Raw genomic sequence first — 19,585 nt, forward strand, 5'->3', positions numbered from 1 at the left:
GATAACAGGAATATTTTATGACACTGTCTGCAGAAAACCTGATATTGAGCTATTCATCCGGACAGAGCGCATCCAGTACAACGTCTGAGGCATCGCCTGTGGTGCCAGAGGTTTCACTGACTCTGCAAGAAGGGGAAATTACCTGCCTGATCGGGCCAAATGGTTGTGGTAAATCCACGCTACTGAAAGCCCTGGCTGGCTTATTGCCTCCGGCATCCGGCCAGGTGTTTCTGGATAACAGACCACTGCCCCACTGGTCTCGCAAAGCAATGGCCCGTCGTATGACCTTGCTACCGCAAAATCCGGTCGCACCAGATGACCTGAGTGTGTACCAGCTGGTCAGTCATGGTCGTTTTGCCTGGCAAGGGTTATTCGGAAGAATGACTCAGCAGGATCTGGAAGCCGTTGAACAGGCTTTACATCTGACCGGGATGGATCAGCTGCGCCATCGTAGCTTTAATACCCTGTCAGGTGGTGAACGTCAGCGCGGCTGGATTGCGCTGGCACTGGCACAACAGGCCGATATTCTGTTGCTGGATGAACCGACCACCTATCTTGATATTGGCCATCAGCTGGAAGTGCTGGAGCTTCTCGCTCAGCTGAATCGGGAGCATCAGCGGACTATTGTGATGGTGCTGCACGATATTAACCAGGCCAGTCAGTATTCCGACAGAATACTGGCTATGCAGCAAGGGCGCATTATTGCAGACGACTCCCCGGTTAATGCGATTACCCCGGAGATGATGCAGCAGGTGTTCGGGATTCAGGTTGAGCTGATGCTGCGCCAGCAGGGCGATAAAACCTGGCCTTATGGTTTACCGGTTGGCCGTAGCAGCTATTTTCCGGGACAGGATGTGGATACCCCATCCTCAATGACAGGGAGTCCTTCAACAACAGACAGCCCCTCATCGGCAACAAGTGGTCAATGTATGCCTAAAGCTGGGTAAAGCGGAGCGCTACCATCCATCGGAGCATGGGATCCACTGTGTCGCTATATTTGTGTACTCACCAGTTCTGTTTATCGCTGCGTTATGAGGGCAGCGGTATCTTTTTGCTTAATTCAGGCTGTCTTTGCATCACAAAATCAGCCAGCATCTGAGCATCGTCGAATCATTCTATTTGACCGCAAAGTCAACTTTGACAGCCTGTACCTGCTGTGAAATTCTCTGAGTATCAAACACTCGTTTTACCACTGTTTTACCCCTTAAGCTCAGAGGCAGGTATTCTGAGTCAGAAGCAATTCTTGGCTGTCAGCAAGATAATAACAAGATCAAAACGGAGAATTCTATGAGCGCTGTACTGTTTGAATGTATCGATAATGTGGGGTGGATTATCCTGAATCGTCCCCACGCTTTTAATGCCATGGATGAAGAGGTGATGCGTCGGTTATCGGAAGTCGCTAACCAGTGTGCCTGTGATAAATCGATCCGAGCTGTGGTGATTACCGGAACCGGTGATAAGGCCTTCTCGGCTGGTGGCGATGTAGGCGCTTTTGCCAAAGACCCTGAGAATGTGGATCGCCTGCTGATGGATATGACGACTTATCTGCACAGTGCCATCTCCCGTTTCTCCCGTCTGCCTTTGCCGGTTATCGGAGCGATCAACGGTATGACCGCTGGCGCAGGCCTGGGTCTTATGGCCTGCTGTGATCTGGTGATTGCCGCGGATACGACCCGTTTTACCAGCGCTTATACCCAGATCGGTTTCTCTCCGGATGGCAGTGCCTCTTATTATCTGACCCGTCAGATCGGCCCGCGTCGGGCGAAAGAGTTCTTTATTACCAATCGGGTTCTGGATGCAGAAACAGCGCTGGACTGGGGCTTGGTTAATCGTGTAGTACCAGCCGACCGCTTACAGGATACGGTACGGGAGTTGGCGGGCATGCTGGCAGCAGGGCCAACTCAGGCTTACGCTCAGGTGAAGAATCTGGTGAATAGTGCCCAAAATGCTACCCTGGAAACTCAGCTGGAGCTGGAAGCGCAAACCATCACCGGATTAAGTAAAACCGCTGATGGTCAAGAAGGGGTGCAGGCCTTTATCGCCAAGCGTCCGGCGCGTTTTGTAGGTGAGTAGTCAAGCTAAGCCGTAAAGACAAATCGTAAAGATAAATAGATCAGTTAACCAGCAAAGATAAAAGAGTACAGGTCGGTAATATCGGCCTGTAAAAACGCTTTTAAGTTTATTCCGAATCAGGACCGCATCACCTATGAGTAAACCCTTCTCCCAAGCCTGTGAAAATAATAAGGCTCCGATTCTTCAGGTTTTAAAACACGCCTTCAGTGATGTTTCGCAGGTTCTGGAAGTGGGTAGCGGCACAGGGCAGCATGCGGTTTATATGGCGGAGCACTTGCCTCATCTGCAATGGCAGCCGTCGGATCAGGCGGTATATCTGCCGGGGGTTAGGCTTTGGTGCAGCGAATATGCAGGCAGCAATCTTCTTGTACCGGTTGAGCTTGATGTGACACAGGCTCAATGGCCTGAGGTGAAAGCAGATGGCATTTTCACGGCGAATACCCTGCATATTATGTCCTGGGCGATGGTTGAGGCTTTCTTTCAGGGTGTTGGCGCTCTGTTACCGGAGGCAGGCAAACTCTGCCTATATGGCCCTTTCAATTATCAGGGAGCCTATACCAGTCAGAGTAATCAGGCCTTTGATCATTTTCTGCGGGAACGGGATCCCTTAAGTGGAATCCGGGATTTTGAAGCGATAGCGGAACTGGCTGAATCGGCTGGTCTGGTGTTGGATGCGGATCATGAGATGCCCGCTAACAACCGTTTGCTGGAGTGGCGTAAGTCTGCCTGACAGGCGATATCCGATAGAGCTTATCAGGCTTTGCTTTTTCTTCTGCCTGCACTAGCATGTGGCCAACTTCAATTCTATGACTCTTACCGCAAGGAACTCTTTCGTGACTCGAGTAATTATTATCGCGATCATTGTGATCATCGGCCTGTTTATCTTTAAACGTATGTCGGATGATCGTAAGTCTATGGCTGACATTATGCAGGAAGGTCAGGCGTTTCTGGCCAGCAATGCTCAGGAAGAGGGGGTCGTGACAACGGATTCCGGTCTGCAGTACAAGGTGCTGGAAGCGGGCACCGGTGAGCAACATCCTGCGGCGACGGATCGTGTGAAGGTGCACTATCACGGTACGTTGTTGAATGGCACCGTGTTTGACAGCTCTGTCGACCGCGGCCAGCCAATCGATTTTGGTCTGAATCAGGTGATTCCGGGTTGGACAGAAGGTGTTCAGCTGATGGTTGAAGGTGAAAAGACCCGTTTCTATATCCCAAGTCAGCTGGCCTATGGCAATCGTTCCGTCGGCCGTATTCCGGCAGGTTCGGTACTTATTTTCGATGTTGAGCTGATTAAAATTAATCCGTAGTGACAGGGCTAGTATCAGGAAATACCTGCATAAATAATAGAATAGAGACTTTTGATTGATTTAAGAGTCTTCGATGGAACGAAAGGCGGGAACTGATCTCTGTTTCTGCCCTCTAATCTTTCGCAATAAGTGAAGTAATACACAGGTTTGCCTAGACCTGTTTTTTCATGAAGGTTCCTTGTTTGTGCAACTGCCGCCACCCGCTTGGGATGGCGGCTTTTTTTTGCCTTTATGCTGATACAGGGACACAGAGCTTTTGTTAGGCCGTTTTCTCTTCCTGAGAGTTAAGCTGCTGGATCAGAGATTCATAGTCCACAGCGTCATTCTGCTCTTTGCTCAGAAAGCTTTCAGCATAGCGACTGAAGCTTTGTTCTTTCAGCAAAGTCGTCATCAGTATGGGATCAATATGTCCGTTCAGGGACATCTTCACCATGATGTTCAGCGACTCGCTAATGGTTTTTGGCTTTTTGTAAGGGCGGTCTGAGGCTGTGAGTGCCTCAAAGATATCCGCTACAGCCATGACTTTTTCCTGAATATTCATTGCATCACCTTTAAGCTTTCTCGGGTAGCCCTGGCCGTCAATACGCTCATGGTGATTGCCTGCGATATGAGGTACCTGTTTCAGGTAATCCGGTAGTGGCAGAGAGCTGAGCATTATGATGGTATGAACAATATGTTCGTTAATCTTGAAGCGTTCTTCTGCTGTCAGCGTGCCAAAAGGAATCGTCAGATTATGACGTTCGCCCTGATTAAAAGAGTGATCCGGTAACTGCATATCGAAGCCCCAGATATTTTCCGGGTTGTCTGCTTCTACGGGCGGGCGGCGGGCATCATCCCATGGAAGGATGTGCTCAGGCTTATCAGCCAGAAGTTTTTCGGTGGCTGGCAGAGAAGGCTGGACTTTCTGGTTCAGCCGCAGCAGCTCCTCGTGGGACAGACCCAGAGTGTTATCGAAGTGACGCACCCATTCCTGATCGCCAATAGCGTGGATACGGGCGGCTGAATCCGGTGGCGTTGATTCAGAGCCTTCATTGGCTTTGGCGATGAAACGGAATTGTTCCTGAAGCTCCTGCTGACGTTGCTCCAGCGCTGCTTTGAGCTCTGCTTCAGGTTCGCCAGCTGCACGTTTCTGCCAGTACTCGATCTCGGCATCACGCCAAAGTACTTCAAATCGTGTGCGGATCTCGTGGATACGGTTAAAGATGGTTTCCAGCCGGGTTGCTTTGTCGATCACATGCTCCGGGCTGAGAATCTTACCGCAGTCATGCAACCAGGCCGCAATTCTGAAAGCTTCCTTATCCCGTTCACCCAATCTGAAGTTAGCGTAGGTGCCCTCTTTTTGCTGGGTGAGAGTGTCGATCAGTTGAAAAGCGAGCTGTGGGACGCGTTCGCAGTGGCCACTGGTGTAAGGGGATTTGGCGTCAATGGCATCTGCCAGCAGGTGCAGAATGCCATCGATCAACTCCTTTTGTCCGTCGATCAGACGGCGTGTTTCGATAGCGACAGCGGCTGAACCGGCAAGTTCTGAAATAAAGCGGATCAGAGCTTTTTTGTTACGAGGGACCTGCTCCCAGCGCATGACCAGTAAGCCTTCCAGGCTGTCATCCCTTCGACGCAGAGAGATCACCAGGCTTTTTTCTGCCTCATCCAGTTGTTGAAGGGTATTATGCAGGATGCTGGTGTCATCCTGTCCTTGCTCTGAAAGTCGTTGTGGATAACCCTTGCTTTCGGTATTGCTGGCAAGAATAAAAGTATTATCGTCATTCTCGTATAGGTAGATAGCACCGGATTTCATACCCGCTGCAGTTACCAGATGCTCCAGTACACCATCGAGCATCTTCTCAAGATCATTTTCTCTATTAAGGCACAGGCTGATCGCCTGAAAACTGCCGATGGTCCGGGACATATTACTGACCACCCGACTCAGTTCTTTAGCCTCTCGAATATCGGAGCGAATCCGGACTCGCGAGCTGAAGTCAAATCCGGAAAGAGCTCTCACCTGCTCTGTTAGCTGGCGGAATGCGGTACCGATTCGTGAGCCGCCATACAGTCCAAGCCCCAGTACCAGTAGAATCACCAGCAGGGTCCACAGTGATTGTGTCAGAATGATCTCTTTGGCACCTGCCAGGAGCTCATCAGCGGGCACGGCCAGAAGAATACGAATGTTGTGACCATTCAGACCTGTCAGGGGTAATGCGAGGCCGTACCAGGCACGGCCGTCAGTAGTAAACCGAGCCAGCTGATTACTGGCTGTTGTTGATTCAGCAATTTGTTTCAGGACAGGGTTTTCAAGCTCATTCAGGGTATTGAGGCGATAGTATTTATCTTCTTTAACAATAATCTTATCGGTTTCGTTATGGGCCAGGATCTGACTTCTGTCGTCAACAATGGCCAGTTGGCCGCCTTTGGTCAGTTGAAGGGCCGAGATTTGAGCCGCCAGATCATCCACTGCCGCATCCATGCCAATAATGTTAGCGCTGTTTCTGCCTTGTTGGGCCAGTGTGATACCGATTTCACGAGTGGTATAGAACAGATAGGGGTTGGTCAGAATCTGCTCTTTACTTTCTGAGGCTCTCTTAAACCATGGGCGGGTTCTGGGATCGAATTTAGTATCTGTTATGACTTCCTGTTTAATGAGGTTGTGGTGCTCATTATAATAAAACCAAACCTGCTGCATACCTGATGGGCCTGTGTGCAGACTTTGCAGCAGATACTGGCTCGTTTCGGGTGGTTGCAGGCTGACCTGAAGGTTTGGATTGTTGAGTTTTCTCAGTAGAAAAAACTCGCCATTGGTATAGCCGACATAAATGGCACTGAGCACATCATTTGAATTCAGGGTTTCAAAAAGAACCGGAAGTCGTTGTTGACGTTGTTCGAAGCTGGAGGCGTGAAGAATAGGGTCGTAACTGAGAATCTGTAAGGCGCTTTGTGCCGGCCCTGTCAGGCGTTTGGCTTTTTCGTTCAGGGTATCACTGAGCTGGCGGGCAGACTCTGCTGTGGCCACCAGAAGAGCGTTTTTATTACTTTGGTAATTCTGAAAAACCAGCAGTACGCTCAACACTAGCATGGCAGAAAACATAGCACCGCCAATCAGCCACTGGAGTGATATTCCCTTTCGGATGAGTCTCATCCCTGATTCCTTTTTTAATTTTTATAAAATGAGTATTAATTATATGTCACCTTTCAGGTGAATTATCACTTTTTTTAATTCAACTAAAGGATAGAGTGATCGGCTTTGTTTCGCTTACTATATTGAAGCATTTTTTCAGAAGGATGAATTTAGATGGGATCAGATGAGAAGCGATCAAATAAGAAGCGAGTATCGCTTGTTCTTGGTAGTGGTGGTGCCAAAGGTCTGGCTCATATTGGTGTTATTCACTGGCTGGAAGATAATGGATTTGAGGTTGCTTCTGTCTCCGGCAGTTCGATTGGTGCCCTGATCGGTGGAATTTATGCGGCTGGTAAACTGGATGAATTTGAGGAATGGGTTCGGGCGATTACTAAAGGGGATATGGTTACGTTGATGGATCTTTCCTGGGGGAGAGGTGGGCTTATTAAAGGCGATAAGATTATCAGTACGTTGACCGATCTGGTTGGAGATAAAACCATTGAGGAGTTACCGATCAGTTTTACTGCGGTGGCGACTGATATTCGGGGAGAGCGAGAAGTCTGGCTCAACTCAGGGTCATTGTTTCAGGCGATCCGTGCTTCCATATCGTTGCCGATGTTTTTCACACCAGTACAGATTGATGACCTGACCCTGATTGATGGTGGCGTTCTGAATCCGGTTCCTATTGCACCGACTTTTGGTGATAAGACGGACCTGACTATTGCGGTCAACCTGGGGGCAAGAGTTCAGGAGGAGGCGGCATCTCCCCGCAAGGAAGTCTCAGGGGAGCAGGATGAGAACCCTGATTTGCGAAATAAGATTGCACGTTTTTTTAAGAATTTCCAAAAATCAGAGCCGGAACAGCAGGAGCGGGACTGGTCGGCTTCTGAGGTTGCTAACCAGGCTTTTGATACGATGCAGAGTACGCTGGCGCGGCAGAAACTGGCAATTTATCCACCGGATATGGTTGTGGAGATAGCCCGAAATGCTTGCGGTACCCTTGAGTTTAATCGTGCTGCGGAGATGATTGATTTGGGTTATGAAAGAGCGGATATTTGCCTGAAAGCACTTAAATCATCGGATCGTAAGACCCGTAGCCAGCATGTGATTATTCCTCATGGGCATGAGGTTTACTGATCCACAATGCCCAGCTGAGTATCGGATAGCGGTGGGATCCTGATTATATTCGTATCAGCGCTTGTATCTGTTTTAGAGTGAGGGGCAGAGTATTCTGCCCCTTTTTGATATCAGAATGGCCTGTTGTATCGTACGTTTATTTTTGCCAGACGCTGTTAATTTCGTCTTCTGTCAGCTCTCGCCATTCACCTTCTTCCAGCTGTGGATCCAGTTCGATTGCACCGATCTGTTCCCGATGAAGTTGCATGACTTTGTTATCCATTGCGGCGAACATACGCTTAACCTGATGGTACTTACCTTCACTGATACTGAGCAGTACCTCTGTGTCTGAAACTCTTTTCAGTACAGCCGGTTTGGTGAGTTCCAGCTCATTGCGCAACTGTATTCCTTCTGCAAACTGTCTTTCAGCACCTGCTATTAATGGCTCGGCCAACCAGGCACGGTAACGCTTCATACAGGCTTTTTTGGGGGATGTAATCTGGTGTGACCATTGACCATCGTCTGTGATCAGCACCAGACCTGTGGTATCCACATCCAAACGTCCTGCGATATGCAGCCCTTTGGTGTTAGGCAGGTCCATATAGCTCAGTACGGAAGGATACTCTTCGTCAATAGTAGAGCAGAGGGTGTTTGCCATCTTATAAAGCATAAAATAGCGTGGCTTAACGGCACCCAGAGGACGACCTTCAAGCTCAATATTTAGCTCTTCGCTGACTTTAAAACCGGGGTCTTTGATGACTTGATCATCAACCGTGACCATTTCCTGTCGCAGAACGCGCTTGGCGTCGGCTCGTGATATTCCGGTGTGATGGCAAATAAACTTATCGAGGCGCATGGCTGAATCGGGTACTCACTGGCTGTAGGTTTGAATGGATTGGGTCGCTTGGTCGACAATATTTTGTCGCGCGTTCTGAGAAATCCAGGCGTTATGTGGTGTGACAATCAGGTTGAGATTTTCACGCAGAGCATCCAGAAGCGGGTTGCCGTTTATGGGGGGTTCCTGAGTTAATACATCGGTAGCATAGCCACTGATCTGGCCCTGCTTAAGAGCACTAAGAACAGCCTCCTCGTTAACGATACCGCCTCTGGCACAGTTCACAATAAGAAGCCCAGGCTTGACCTTATTCAGGAGGTCTTCACTAATCAGGTTTTCTGTGGCTTCTGTCAGTGGGCAATGCAGAGACAGTACATCTGCCTTAGGTAGTAACTGATCGAGAGGCTCTCTTTGATCATTGGCTTCATTACCCGGGCGTGCACTAAAGCTGACTTTCATATCAAAGGCTTCGGCGAGCTGAGCAACTTTGCTGCCAAGAACTCCTGAGCCAACAATGACGAGATGCTTTCCTGCCAGTTCTGAAACCGGGTGTTGCATTAGGCAAAAGAAGGGGCTTTGATTCCATTCACCGTTGGTTACGGATTTCTGGTAAAGCGGCTGTCGTGTCGCCAGCATCAGCATTAGCATCAGGGTGTGCTGAGCGACGCTGTTCGTTCCGTAGGCGACAGCATTGCGTACTGGAATACCAGCGCTTTCGGCAGCTTTCAGATCCACATTGTTCATACCGGTTGCCAGTACGCAGATCAGTTTCAGATTTTTAGCTTGTGCGATAGCGTCAGCGTTAATAACAACTTTATTGGTCAGGATGACCTCGGTATCCTGAATACGATCAATGACCTGCTCTGGCGAGGTCTTAGAATAAAGAGTCAGTTCTCCGAGGGATTTCTCCAGTCCATCAAATAGGATATTTTCGCCGAGGCTGTCCGCATCCAGTAAAACACCTTTGAAATTCATCAAATTACTCCGGGAATTTAAATAAAAGATTAAGAGATACCTGAGGTATAGATTTCAGCCCAGAGCTTTCTCCGTATAATGTCGCCGGACAATTTCAATAGGCGAGCATGCTGAGCGGTGGACGGACTGAATTTCATGTCAAAATTATGGGCTAGTTTAAGTTATTCATGGCATCAGGGTAAAACTTTTACCCGGGGGCAATGGTTACGTTTCTCAGGCTGGATGGCTGTTGTTGCCTCTTTAGTAGCCTATCTGGTTGCTACTCGCTACTTGCCCTATATTCAGGTCAGTGAAGCCCATAGCATCCTCTATCTGATTCTGGCTTACATCGGACACTTCGGTTTTTTTTCGGGGTTAGCCTGGTTAGTCGTTTTTGTGCCTTTGTCTATTATCATACCTCGTCGCTGGTTGATTCTGCCTATTGCCTTTATTGGTGTGTTTGCTGGTTTGGCTTTGCTAGCTGTGGATACCACGGTATATCAGCAGTACCGTTTCCATCTTAGTGGCTTTATATGGGAGTTGTTAACGGGGCCTGGAGCAGGGGAGGTGATCGATCTTTCCTGGTTTACAATTTCTGTCATTGCCTTAACTTTTCTGGCGATCGCTCTGGCCTCACTGTGGACCTTATCCGTTGCCGCATGGAGTATCCGTTCAGGCGCTGCTGCACGTAAAGGAAAGTATGTTTTCTTAGGTTGGTTCCTGTCTCTGATAGGTAGTCATCTTATGCACATCTGGTACGAGGCGCATTATGATCCAGAGGTTACTGGTGTTACCCGGCATCTGCCTTTTTACTATCCGGCTACGGCAAAACGTGATTTGGTCAAATTAGGTTTGATCGACCCTGAAAGTATTCGAGAAGAGAATGAGTTACAGGTCAGAAAATCTACCAACACTTTGAACTATCCTCTAAATCCTCTTGATTGTCGTGCAGAGGAGAAACCGCTCAACGTTTTAGTTATTGCGATTGATGCCATGCGGGCGGACACTTTTAATGCTGACGTCACACCGAACCTTTATCGGTATGCTCAGTCTGCAAATGCGCAGCTTTTCACGGATCATCATAGTGGTGGCAATGTTACCAAAGGAGGGGTTTTCTCTCTTTTCTTTGGCCTGCCTCCAACCTATTGGGATGCTTTTTCCTCTTCTCAGTCTGGTGCGGTTTGGGTAAATCAGCATAAAAAAGCTGGTTATCAGATAGGGGTTTTTAGTTCGGCAACCTTGCTGAGCCCAGCCTTTGACCGAACAATTTTTCCTCAAGTTGAAGGCTTGCGTTTAAAGTCTGACGGGGTGAGTCCTTCTGAACGGGATAGGGACGCGATCAGCGATTTCAAGGCATTGATATTAAACCGAAGCGAATCGCCTTTCTTCAGCTTTCTCTTTCTGGATGCGGCTCATGGTTATGACGTTCCACAGGGCTATGAAAAATTTCAGCCTCAGTGGGAGCGGGTTGATCACGTTAAACTGAATAATGATTTTGATCCTGAACCCTATTTGAACCGTTTTAAGAATGCGCTCTACTTTATCGACGACCAGTTAGGTCGTTTGTTGGATGAAATGAAAGCCAATGGCACTCTGGAAAATACCTTGGTGATTATTACATCTGACCATGGTGAAGAGTTTAATGATCTGAATAAGAATTTCTGGGGGCATGGCAGCAACTTTACAAAATACCAGACACAAACACCTTTATTGATGTTATGGCCTGGGAATGATCGTCAGGTAATTGATTATCGAACCAGTCATTATGATATTGCGCCTACTGTGATGAGCGAGGTTTTGGGGTGTAGAAACCCCATTTCTGATTACTCAATAGGGCATAATTTATTTGATGATGAACAAAAAAGAGACTGGCTATTGGTTCATAGTTACTTTAATTATGGGCTCGTTCTAAAGGATCAAATTATTGCAACTTACCCAACGGGAGGGTACGAAGTACTGTCTTTGGATAATGCTCGTATTAAAGATGGCCGTATGCCAGCCGAAATAGGAATAGAAGTTTTGGAGGCTATGTCTCGTTTCTACCATTAGGTTTCGGAACCATGCGCTTTCGTGATGGTCTGTGTTATCAACTGGTTAAGCAATGATGACTTATGCTTGCCTGATTGAACTGCGCTTTAGTAGGATAGGTTGGCTTGTCAGAAAAAAGGATAGAGTTTAAGCTTTAGACTCTTGAGTACGGATCAAACACTGGACGGTAGCTGTGGATCGTAGAAGCATTTTGAAAGCATTGTCAGTCAGCGGTTTTGTTGCCTTGGGCAGCGGCTCCGTTATGCGTCAGTTGTTGCAAAGTAAAGGATCCTCAGGCCTTGCTGCTGTTTCACCTGTAGCTGAGGATAGCGCTGTTTCTGTGTTGCCGGACGTTCCGCAGAAGCTGGCGGATATTGTTGAGGAGCACGCTGCTGCGGCTGATTTTCATGAGGTTTCTGCTCCCAGCAGGCTTGAGAATAAGGTTGCTGATCTTCAGTCTGATCTTGAGGCAGCTAAAGCGGATCCCCATGTCAAAGAGTACATGAAGAAGATCCGCTACTTCGAAGGTGTCTTTGACGATGATTACTTTATATCTCCGGAAGAGTTCAAGCTGGTTAAACAGACTCTGGCTCGTATGTCTCGGGTGCAGCGTACCGTTGGTCATGGCAACTTTAATCTGATCAGTTTTGATCAGATGGTTAAATATGGCCGAAACTTTTCTCAGATTGGTGAGTTCTCAAAAGTTGAGCTGGACTACCTGGAGAAACTCTTCTTTGCCGATGCTCATACTTATGGTTTTTATGGTGAGAAAGTTATGTCGGGCCTCACTCAGCGCATACCCTCAAAGGATTTGCTGAAGGTACCTAAGACTGGTCACTTCCTGTTTAAAGGTAAATCCCTCGCTTTTTATGACAAGCTGAAAAAAGGCGTTGGTGATGATATCGTTCTGACGTCAGGTATCCGCGGTACGGTTAAGCAGATGTACCTCTTTCTGTCTAAAGTGGCCCAGGCAGATGGTAATATGTCCAAGGCATCCCGTTCTTTGGCGCCTCCCGGATACTCATATCATGCTGTGGGTGATTTTGATGTGGGTAAAGTGGGTTTTGGGTACCGGAATTTCACTGAAGATTTTGCTGAAACTGATGTCTATAAGAAATTACAGGATCTTGGTTTTTTGACCCTGCGATACACTGACGACAATAAATTTGGTGTACGTTATGAGCCTTGGCATATTCAGGTTGTCTGAATATCTGCCATAACTTTCTTCAAGTTTTATCCTAAAATGCACAGCTAATGGCTGTGCATTTTTTGTTGTGTCGAATCCATCTTTTATTTTGGACTTCTATTTATGCCCCTAACTGCTGAACGAAAAGAACTGGTACCTTTTCTTTGTATATCACTTCTGATGATGCTGTCTTTACCTTTGCTTTTTTTGATGGAAGTGATTCCTGCTGAAAATAAGTTCAGGTCGAGTACCGGAGGTTACCCTGAGTCTCCTAGAACACTGGACTTGGGATTAAATCAATTGGTTGATACCCCCGATATTGAGCAAAAGAAGCGTGATTTTTTCGCTTTGCTGAAACCCATGGTGACGCTGGAGAATGACTTTATTGGTAAGCAGAGAGCCTGGTTGAAGGGGTTAGATCTCAAGCGACTAACCCAAGATCAGAAAGATGAGCTTCTGGATCTTCTGGCGGAATATAAGCTGGCAGATGATGAGAATGAGAAACTGTTTACAGACCCGGATGAGTTGAATGCTCTTATTGATGAACTCCTTGTTCGCGTTAGTCCTGTTCCGGCTGAATTGGTATTGGTGCAGGCGGCTAATGAATCGGCATGGGGGCGTTCACGTTTTGCCCGAGAGGGTAATAATCTGTTTGGTCAGTGGTGTTTTAGTCGTGGTTGTGGCTTGGTACCTAATGAGCGCCCAAAGGGGCAGTACCATGAAGTTGCTGTTTTTAAGTCGCCTCAACTGAGTATTCGTGCGTATCTGAAAAACCTGAACTCGTTCTGGGCTTATGATGATTTTCGACAAGCCAGGGCTGCGAGGCCTGAGTTAGAAGGGGCTGATCAGGCTCTGTATCTTGCGGACCATCTAACTCGCTATTCACAGCGTGGGCAAGCTTATGTTCGTGAGCTTAAAGAGATGGTTCAGGTCAACAGTGACTTAATTGAACAGACATCTGTTGAATAACTCCGGTAAAATGCTTTTTAACTCAGATTCTGCCTGAGACCTGTTGACTATTAATTAAGAGAGTTTATGACTAACAAACAGGCCGTAACCGTTTTAGGCGGCGGAAGCTTCGGAACCGCCATCGCCAGTATTGCCGCAGATAATCAGTACCCGGTCACTCAGTGGTTGCGGGATGAGGCTTTGGCACATGACATTAATACCAAGCGCTGTAATACCCGTTATTTGCCGGATTATGAGATCAATGCCAATGTACGGGCAACAACTGATGTTGTCGAAGCGGTAGCCGGTGCTGACATTATTTTTGTGGCTATCCCCAGCAAAGCGTTTGCTTCTGTGGTTGACCAGGTCGCTGATAAGCTTCGTCCGGATCAGATTATGATCAGTACGGCCAAAGGTATTCAGGAAGACGGTTTTCTTCTGATGTCTGAGATTCTTAAGACCCATACTCCCAGTCAGCATATTGGTGTACTGAGTGGGCCAAATCTGGCCAAAGAGATTGCTCAAAAACAGATGACAGCAACGGTTGTTGCCAGTGAAGATCAGCTTACCCGTGAAACCATTCAACAGGTCCTTGGTTGCCAATATTTCCGGGTATATGCCAGTAATGATCTGTTCGGTGTTGAGCTTGGCGGGGCATTGAAAAATATTTATGCAATTGCAGCTGGTATGGCTTCTGCGTTGGGGGTGGGTGAAAACACCAAGAGTATGCTGATTACCCGCAGTCTTGCTGAGATGAGTCGTTTTGCGGTGAGCATGGGGGCTAACCCGATGACTTTCTTAGGGCTGGCCGGTGTTGGTGATCTGATTGTCACCTGCATGTCACCCCTAAGTCGTAACTTCAGAGTGGGCTATGCGCTGGGGCAGGGGAAAACGCTGGATGATGCTGTTGCAGAATTGGGACAGGTTGCTGAAGGTGTGAATACAATTCGTTTGGTGCGTAATAAGGCTGTCGAGATGCAGGTTTATATGCCCCTTGCATGCGGTCTGTACGAAGTTCTTTTTAATCATATGCCTGTTGAGAAAGTTATTCGTGGTTTAATGACGGGTGAGCAGAGTACTGATGTTGAGTTTGTCTTGCCCAGAAACTGAGTACCTTGATAATTGAGGTCGCCTGAAGGAATAGAAACGATGAGTGAGAAGAAAAAAGGTTTTGCCACTGAAGCTTTCTGGTTGCGTATTATTTTTATGCTGTTTTTTGTGGTGGCCTACCAGATTGCAGAATTACTGGTAGGGTTATCTATTTTGATCCAGGTGATTTTTATCGCGATTACCGGAGAGAAGAACCTTTTCTTACAGCAGACTGGTGCGGCTTTTGCCAGCTACGCCTATCAGGTCTATCGCTACCTGACCTATAACCGCGAAGAAAAGCCATTCCCATTTTCTCCTTGGCCGGAGGGTGACGCTGCGGATAAGGACCCGTATCAGTCACCGGATGAGGACTAGAACAAATGCGTCTGGTGTTGTTTCGGCATGGTGAGGCTGCTTCAGCTGCCCGAGATTTTGATCGTTGTCTGACAGATCAGGGTGTTGCCGATGTGCGAAAGGTTGCCTGTTCCATCGCCGCTCAGTTGAGTGCTGCGACAGCGTATGTCAGTCCCTATGTGCGTGCCCGTCAGACATGCGCAGAAATCCAGCGCAATACCGATTTAAAAGCCTGTCATGAACTACCGATTATTACACCGGACGATGATCCTTTGCGGGTGATTGAGTGGTTAAACCAACAGGAAAGTGATTCAACTGTGTTGCTGGTAACGCATCAGCCTCTGGTGAGTCGTATTATCAGCTTATTACTGGATGGCCATGAGGCGGGGTTTTATCCCATGGCGACAGCATCCGTAACCCTTCTTGAAGCTGACGTATGGGCTTCGGGTTTGGCCAAACTGGAGGCGGTAATACATGCCGCTGACCTGGAGTGATCTGTGATCAGTTTTGAACCCTTTCGGCAGAGCTTTGATTTCTGGCATCGTCAGGGGTTGAATCAGTACTGCCGCCTGATGCGTGATCAACTGGAAGCGGCAATGCTCCGTCCCAGTCGCCCGCATGGTCTTATTATCAGTGAGCAAAATACCAATGGTGTAAAGTCAGAACTGGTTTATTGGGACTATGATACCCCGCGACGTTATATCGTCTATCTTCATGGCGGTGGTTATGTGCTGGGCTCTATCGATACTCACCGTGAGTTAGCTGCTCAGATTGCACGCCGCGCAAATGCCCGGGTTTTGATCGTGGAATACCGTTTGGCACCTGAGGGGCCATACCCTGCAGGCCTGAACGATGCTCGGGCAGCTTATCAATGGCTACTGGATATTGGTGTAACACCTGCCCAGATCGCTTTTGCCGGAGATTCTGCCGGAGGTGGTTTGGCATTGGCATTAATGCAACGATTAAAACGGGACGGGCACCCGCTTCCTGCGGCCAGTGTCTTTCTCTCCCCTTGGGTTGATCTGACCTGTTCAACTCCGAGTCTTGATACGAATACAGCGACAGATCTTATCCTTAATAAAGCGCAGATGCAGAGTTTTGCCCATGTTTATGCCGGCAATCATTCTCTGGCTGATGCGGGAATCTCTCCTTTGTTCGGTGACCTGTCTGACTTGCCGCCCTGCCTTGTACAGGTTAGCCGTCAGGAGCTGTTGCTGGATGATGGGATCCGCCTGGCAGAGCGTTTGGCTCGTTCGGGTACTCAGGCAAAGATTAGTAAATGGAGTCAGATGCCTCATGTTTGGCAGTTGCTGCATCGCTATCTTCCACAGGCGGATGAAGCTTTGCGTGAGCTGGGTGATTTTTTGCAACAGCATGTCTCGGGTGAACCTGTTTAGGTTTTGATAACGCCATTTCAGAGGGCTTTTGACCTAAGATACAAAAAGGCGCTGACATTAATTTGTCAGCGCCTTTTTGTTTTTTGGTCGGATTTAGACCAACTGTAGCCAGTGCAGAAGGAAGACGCCGAATGTAACGCTTAACGTTGAGCCTACCGTTGTCAGGGCAACAATATTGGCTGCCAGCGGACCGTTAGCCCCCATCGCTTTAGCCATTACGAAGCTTCCGGCAGCGGTCGGACTGGCAAAATAAAGGAACAGAATGCCCAGGGTTTGGCCTGTCCAGCCCAGATACCAGGCTCCCCAGGTCATAAGAATCGGGAGAATCGCAAGCTTCATTGCCGTTGCTCCCCAGGAAGCCAGAGATGATGCTCTTAATGCTTTAAGGCTTAGAGATGCGCCAATACATAGCAGTGCCAGAGGTAGTGTCATACCGGAGAAGTACGTTCCTGTCTTTAACACTAACGGGGGCAGCGTCCATTGGAAATAAGAGAAAGGCAGGGCCAGGACCACCGAAAGGATCAGAGGGTTTTTAACAATATCCATAAAGACCGGCTTCCAGCCCATGCCTGCCCGTTCCGGTTGAGAGGTGCTGAGGGCGATTACCGACAGAATATTGTAGATAATAATCAGGCAGCCCAGAAGCAGTGATGCCATAGGTAAACCCGCCTCACCAAACTGGTTGGCTACCAGAGCCATGCCGATAATACCCTGATTACCCCGGAAGCTTCCCTGAATAAAGACGCCTCTGTCTGCAGGCACTGATACCAGAACACGAGCGGCCCAGATGAGAAAAAAGAAGCCAATCAGAGTAACGGCCGATGCGTACAGTAAAACGCCGGGATCAAGGCTTTCCCGTAGGTTGGTTTTACTGATATTCAGAAAAACCAGTGTTGGCAATGTAACTCGAAAAACCAGAGTTGAAGCGATTTTGACGAAGTTGTCGTCCAGCCATCGCCAATGCTTAAACAGAACACCCAGAAATACGATGATAAAAACCGGTGCTGTGATTTGAAGCGTTGCACTGAGTGAGTTTAGAAAGGCATCCATCAGCTTGACTGACTGATTTGCCAGGCGGCAAAGGCAATTGCGGCCAGCACTGTGATAAAGAAACTCAGATTACGTCTTTTTTTTACCTCAGGGGAGCGGCTGGGGCGTTTGGACTTATCCGGATCTAGGCTCATTATTAGCTCCTGTTTTTTCTTAGTGGCAGGCCTTTTTCCCGAATGATTCCGATACCATCACCATAAACACCAGAGGTCAGAATATTGCCACAAGCGGCCTGTTTGATAGGGAGCAAGACTTTACTGCGCCCCTTGTCTTCCTGCAAGCCGATTAATTATTTAACAGTTCAAAATTCGCTTCTCCTTGTGCATCATGTGGCTAACAAGAAAAATAAAACGTACGTTTGCTCTGGAGTTTTTAATAGCCATGTCGATCCTACATTTTGCCCACGCTAATGGTTTTCCTATGGGTAGCTATCGGGTGCTGTTTGATAAGTTGGCCGATCATTTTGATGTACAGGGTATTTCTCATATTGGTCATGACCCCCGTTGGCCGGTATCGAACAATTGGGATGCCTTGGTTGATGAGCAGTTAGCCATGATCAGTACAGCTGATGAGCCGGTCTGGGGTGTCGGGCATTCCTTGGGGGGCGTTCTGCTGTATAGGGCTGCACTAAAGGCTCCCGCTTATTTTAAAGGGTTGGTCTTGCTTGACCCGCCGCTTTATATATCAGGTCTTCGCCCTTGGCTGCTGAAAGTCGCCAAACGAACAGGACGCATTGATCGAGTGACGCCTGCCCGTCAAAGCCGGTACCGAAAAAAGAGTTGGCCCGATGAAGAGGCTGTGGTCAGTTATCTTCAGTCACGGGCATTGTTCCGAAATTTTGATGAGCGCTGCCTGACGGATTACGTCAGTTCCGGAACACGTCAGGAAGCCGGTCAACGGGTTCTGAGTTTCGAGCCGGAAGTGGAATACAATATCTTCTGCGGTATTGCTGATAATCTTTGGGGCTCCGGACGAAAGATGAAGGTGCCGGTTTCTGTTCTGACCAGTGAGAATGCCTCAGTGATCCCTAAGGATGGCCTCAGGGGGATTCGCCGTTCAGGTTTCAACTGGATGTCTGTGGATGGTGGGCATCTTTTCCCCCTCGAACACCCGGATTCGACAGCCGATGAGATTCGGGCCATGATTAAACGGATGCAGGATCAATAACCTGCGCTGAAATATTGGCCGGACTCTATCTGGTCAGAGTTATTTTTTTATCACCGGACCGAGGCGCTGGCCATGCAGGAACCTATACCCTTTCAGATCGATCTTGATTACACCTCTCTTTCTGGTTTGCGTTGGGGTAAAGGCCATCATAAGCCCGTTCTTGCTATGCATGGTTGGTTGGATAATTGTCAGAGTTTCTGTCGTGTAGCGCCCTTACTGGCTGAAGCCTGTGATCTTGATATCTGGGCGATCGATTTGGTAGGACATGGTCACTCCGGTCATCGCCCAAAGGGCTCCTATTATCATATCTGGGACAATGTGATTGATATGGCTTTGTTAATGGATGCCCAGGGATGGGAGGAAGTCGACCTGTTAGGACACTCAATGGGAGCTGGTGTTGCTACTCTGATGGCTGGTGCCATGCCGGATCGGGTTGGCCGGGTTGCTCTGATTGAAGGTTTGGGGCCGCTATCAACACCTGCGGAAGAATCACCTCAACAACTGACTCAGGCGGTCGGGCGCTACAAGCTACAGACTTATAAAACCCCACCCTGTTATGCTTCTGTTGAAGACGCCGCAGAAGCCCGGATGCGCGGGGTTGGTGATATCAGTTATCAGGCTGCGCTGCCTTTGGCTTCTCGGGGGACCCGGCAGGATGAGGATGGCTGGCGTTGGCGTTCAGATGCACGGCTGAGAATTCCTTCTCCGGTGCGTTTGACCGAAGAGCAGATCTACAGTTTCTGTGAAGCGATTAAAGCGCCCACACACTTGATTATTGGTAATCATGGCTTTCTTGTGAACAGAGAAAATACCCGATTACGTAAAGAACACGTAGCCGATATTGAACAGATTGTGCTGCCGGGTAATCATCATCTGCATCTGGAGCCGGATACCGCAACAATCGTTGCAGAAAGCCTGATTGCATTCTGGGGGAATGCCTGATCTGAATTTTCATTTGAGAGGTATCAA

Annotated in this window: 19 protein-coding genes; 14 read left to right on the plus strand and 5 right to left on the minus strand. The window is 48.3% G+C overall.

Translation table 11 applies throughout. The features are described from left to right. Positions 1-17 precede the first annotated feature (17 nt). From AC4GL5_RS01710 to bamJ, 4 genes are all read left to right on the plus strand, one after another. Complete coding sequence (locus AC4GL5_RS01710) at positions 18-947, plus strand: ABC transporter ATP-binding protein (protein WP_490381054.1); 930 nt, start codon at positions 18-20, stop codon at positions 945-947. A 340-nt stretch (positions 948-1,287) separates the two neighbouring features. Further along, positions 1,288-2,073 carry an enoyl-CoA hydratase/isomerase family protein gene (locus AC4GL5_RS01715; RefSeq protein WP_490381055.1) on the plus strand — a complete coding sequence of 262 codons (786 nt, stop codon included), beginning with the start codon at positions 1,288-1,290 and terminating at the stop codon, positions 2,071-2,073. Between the two features lie 133 nt (positions 2,074-2,206). After that, a complete protein-coding gene (locus tag AC4GL5_RS01720) occupies positions 2,207-2,803 on the plus strand; it encodes a DUF938 domain-containing protein (protein ID WP_490381056.1) in 597 nt (198 codons plus the stop codon). 103 nt (positions 2,804-2,906) lie between these two features. Beyond that, complete coding sequence (gene bamJ / locus AC4GL5_RS01725; RefSeq protein ID WP_490381057.1) at positions 2,907-3,383, plus strand: BamJ family beta-barrel-assembly machinery protein; 477 nt, start codon at positions 2,907-2,909, stop codon at positions 3,381-3,383. Positions 3,384-3,642: 259 nt separating this feature from the next. Here bamJ and AC4GL5_RS01730 read toward each other — a convergent pair whose 3' ends face one another. Further along, complete coding sequence (locus AC4GL5_RS01730; RefSeq protein ID WP_490381058.1) at positions 3,643-6,513, minus strand: HD domain-containing phosphohydrolase; 2,871 nt, start codon at positions 6,511-6,513, stop codon at positions 3,643-3,645. 153 nt (positions 6,514-6,666) lie between these two features. Between AC4GL5_RS01730 and AC4GL5_RS01735 the strand changes: the two genes are divergently transcribed. Beyond that, positions 6,667-7,629, plus strand: coding sequence for a patatin-like phospholipase family protein (locus AC4GL5_RS01735; RefSeq protein ID WP_490381059.1), 963 nt, complete (start codon positions 6,667-6,669; stop codon positions 7,627-7,629). Between the two features lie 136 nt (positions 7,630-7,765). On the opposite strand, the gene rsuA is transcribed toward AC4GL5_RS01735, so the two are convergent. Both rsuA and AC4GL5_RS01745 read right to left on the minus strand, forming a co-directional pair. Beyond that, positions 7,766-8,464 carry a 16S rRNA pseudouridine(516) synthase RsuA gene (gene rsuA / locus AC4GL5_RS01740; RefSeq protein ID WP_490381060.1) on the minus strand — a complete coding sequence of 233 codons (699 nt, stop codon included), beginning with the start codon at positions 8,462-8,464 and terminating at the stop codon, positions 7,766-7,768. A 15-nt stretch (positions 8,465-8,479) separates the two neighbouring features. Then, positions 8,480-9,418: a D-2-hydroxyacid dehydrogenase gene (locus tag AC4GL5_RS01745; RefSeq protein ID WP_490381061.1), complete on the minus strand. Its 939-nt coding sequence runs from the start codon at positions 9,416-9,418 to the stop codon at positions 8,480-8,482. A 135-nt stretch (positions 9,419-9,553) separates the two neighbouring features. On the opposite strand from AC4GL5_RS01745, the gene AC4GL5_RS01750 reads away from it, so the two are divergent. From AC4GL5_RS01750 to AC4GL5_RS01780, 7 genes are all read left to right on the plus strand, one after another. Then, positions 9,554-11,446 (plus strand): DUF3413 domain-containing protein, encoded by a 1,893-nt coding sequence (locus AC4GL5_RS01750; RefSeq protein WP_490381062.1) that lies wholly within the window; start codon positions 9,554-9,556, stop codon positions 11,444-11,446. A 172-nt stretch (positions 11,447-11,618) separates the two neighbouring features. Then, positions 11,619-12,632, plus strand: coding sequence for a D-alanyl-D-alanine carboxypeptidase family protein (locus tag AC4GL5_RS01755; RefSeq protein ID WP_490381063.1), 1,014 nt, complete (start codon positions 11,619-11,621; stop codon positions 12,630-12,632). A gap of 102 nt (positions 12,633-12,734) precedes the next feature. Further along, positions 12,735-13,580: a glucosaminidase domain-containing protein gene (locus tag AC4GL5_RS01760; RefSeq protein WP_490381064.1), complete on the plus strand. Its 846-nt coding sequence runs from the start codon at positions 12,735-12,737 to the stop codon at positions 13,578-13,580. A gap of 66 nt (positions 13,581-13,646) precedes the next feature. Beyond that, positions 13,647-14,669, plus strand: coding sequence for an NAD(P)H-dependent glycerol-3-phosphate dehydrogenase (locus tag AC4GL5_RS01765; protein ID WP_490381065.1), 1,023 nt, complete (start codon positions 13,647-13,649; stop codon positions 14,667-14,669). Between the two features lie 39 nt (positions 14,670-14,708). Then, on the plus strand, positions 14,709-15,023 hold the full coding sequence (locus AC4GL5_RS01770) for a DUF4389 domain-containing protein (protein ID WP_490381066.1): 315 nt from the start codon (positions 14,709-14,711) through the stop codon (positions 15,021-15,023). Positions 15,024-15,028: 5 nt separating this feature from the next. Next, positions 15,029-15,496, plus strand: a complete 468-nt coding sequence (locus AC4GL5_RS01775) for a SixA phosphatase family protein (protein ID WP_490381067.1) — start codon at positions 15,029-15,031, stop codon at positions 15,494-15,496. A gap of 3 nt (positions 15,497-15,499) precedes the next feature. Continuing rightward, entirely contained in the window at positions 15,500-16,399 is a 900-nt protein-coding gene (locus AC4GL5_RS01780) for an alpha/beta hydrolase (RefSeq protein WP_490381068.1), read from the plus strand. A gap of 93 nt (positions 16,400-16,492) precedes the next feature. Here the strand turns inward: AC4GL5_RS01780 and AC4GL5_RS01785 are convergent, their stop codons facing one another. Together AC4GL5_RS01785 and AC4GL5_RS01790 are read right to left on the minus strand one after the other, a co-directional pair. Beyond that, the gene (locus tag AC4GL5_RS01785) at positions 16,493-17,449 is read right to left on the minus strand and encodes an AEC family transporter (RefSeq protein ID WP_490381069.1); all 957 of its coding nucleotides are present in this window, start codon (positions 17,447-17,449) and stop codon (positions 16,493-16,495) included. Then, complete coding sequence (locus AC4GL5_RS01790; RefSeq protein WP_490381070.1) at positions 17,449-17,583, minus strand: hypothetical protein; 135 nt, start codon at positions 17,581-17,583, stop codon at positions 17,449-17,451. Before AC4GL5_RS01790 ends, AC4GL5_RS01785 begins: the two co-directional genes overlap by 1 nt. A gap of 247 nt (positions 17,584-17,830) precedes the next feature. On the opposite strand from AC4GL5_RS01790, the gene AC4GL5_RS01795 reads away from it, so the two are divergent. Together AC4GL5_RS01795 and AC4GL5_RS01800 are read left to right on the plus strand one after the other, a co-directional pair. Then, complete coding sequence (locus AC4GL5_RS01795) at positions 17,831-18,616, plus strand: alpha/beta fold hydrolase (protein WP_490381071.1); 786 nt, start codon at positions 17,831-17,833, stop codon at positions 18,614-18,616. A 72-nt stretch (positions 18,617-18,688) separates the two neighbouring features. Continuing rightward, a complete protein-coding gene (locus AC4GL5_RS01800) occupies positions 18,689-19,558 on the plus strand; it encodes an alpha/beta fold hydrolase (protein ID WP_490381072.1) in 870 nt (289 codons plus the stop codon). Positions 19,559-19,585: the final 27 nt, after the last annotated feature.

Source organism: Oceanospirillum sp., assembly GCF_982874595.1.

Bases quoted from the DNA above. Each gene is read 5' to 3' on its own strand.
- AC4GL5_RS01710 (WP_490381054.1), top strand. From the start codon at position 18: ATGACACTGTCTGCAGAAAACCTGATATTGAGCTATTCATCCGGACAG.
- AC4GL5_RS01715 (WP_490381055.1), top strand. From the start codon at position 1,288: ATGAGCGCTGTACTGTTTGAATGTATCGATAATGTGGGGTGGATTATC.
- AC4GL5_RS01720 (WP_490381056.1), top strand. From the start codon at position 2,207: ATGAGTAAACCCTTCTCCCAAGCCTGTGAAAATAATAAGGCTCCGATT.
- AC4GL5_RS01730 (WP_490381058.1), bottom strand. From the start codon at position 6,513: ATGAGACTCATCCGAAAGGGAATATCACTCCAGTGGCTGATTGGCGGT.
- AC4GL5_RS01735 (WP_490381059.1), top strand. From the start codon at position 6,667: ATGGGATCAGATGAGAAGCGATCAAATAAGAAGCGAGTATCGCTTGTT.
- rsuA (WP_490381060.1), bottom strand. From the start codon at position 8,464: ATGCGCCTCGATAAGTTTATTTGCCATCACACCGGAATATCACGAGCC.
- AC4GL5_RS01745 (WP_490381061.1), bottom strand. From the start codon at position 9,418: ATGAATTTCAAAGGTGTTTTACTGGATGCGGACAGCCTCGGCGAAAAT.
- AC4GL5_RS01750 (WP_490381062.1), top strand. From the start codon at position 9,554: ATGTCAAAATTATGGGCTAGTTTAAGTTATTCATGGCATCAGGGTAAA.
- AC4GL5_RS01760 (WP_490381064.1), top strand. From the start codon at position 12,735: ATGCCCCTAACTGCTGAACGAAAAGAACTGGTACCTTTTCTTTGTATA.
- AC4GL5_RS01765 (WP_490381065.1), top strand. From the start codon at position 13,647: ATGACTAACAAACAGGCCGTAACCGTTTTAGGCGGCGGAAGCTTCGGA.
- AC4GL5_RS01770 (WP_490381066.1), top strand. From the start codon at position 14,709: ATGAGTGAGAAGAAAAAAGGTTTTGCCACTGAAGCTTTCTGGTTGCGT.
- AC4GL5_RS01775 (WP_490381067.1), top strand. From the start codon at position 15,029: ATGCGTCTGGTGTTGTTTCGGCATGGTGAGGCTGCTTCAGCTGCCCGA.
- AC4GL5_RS01785 (WP_490381069.1), bottom strand. From the start codon at position 17,449: ATGGATGCCTTTCTAAACTCACTCAGTGCAACGCTTCAAATCACAGCA.
- AC4GL5_RS01790 (WP_490381070.1), bottom strand. From the start codon at position 17,583: ATGAGCCTAGATCCGGATAAGTCCAAACGCCCCAGCCGCTCCCCTGAG.
- AC4GL5_RS01795 (WP_490381071.1), top strand. From the start codon at position 17,831: ATGTCGATCCTACATTTTGCCCACGCTAATGGTTTTCCTATGGGTAGC.
- AC4GL5_RS01800 (WP_490381072.1), top strand. From the start codon at position 18,689: ATGCAGGAACCTATACCCTTTCAGATCGATCTTGATTACACCTCTCTT.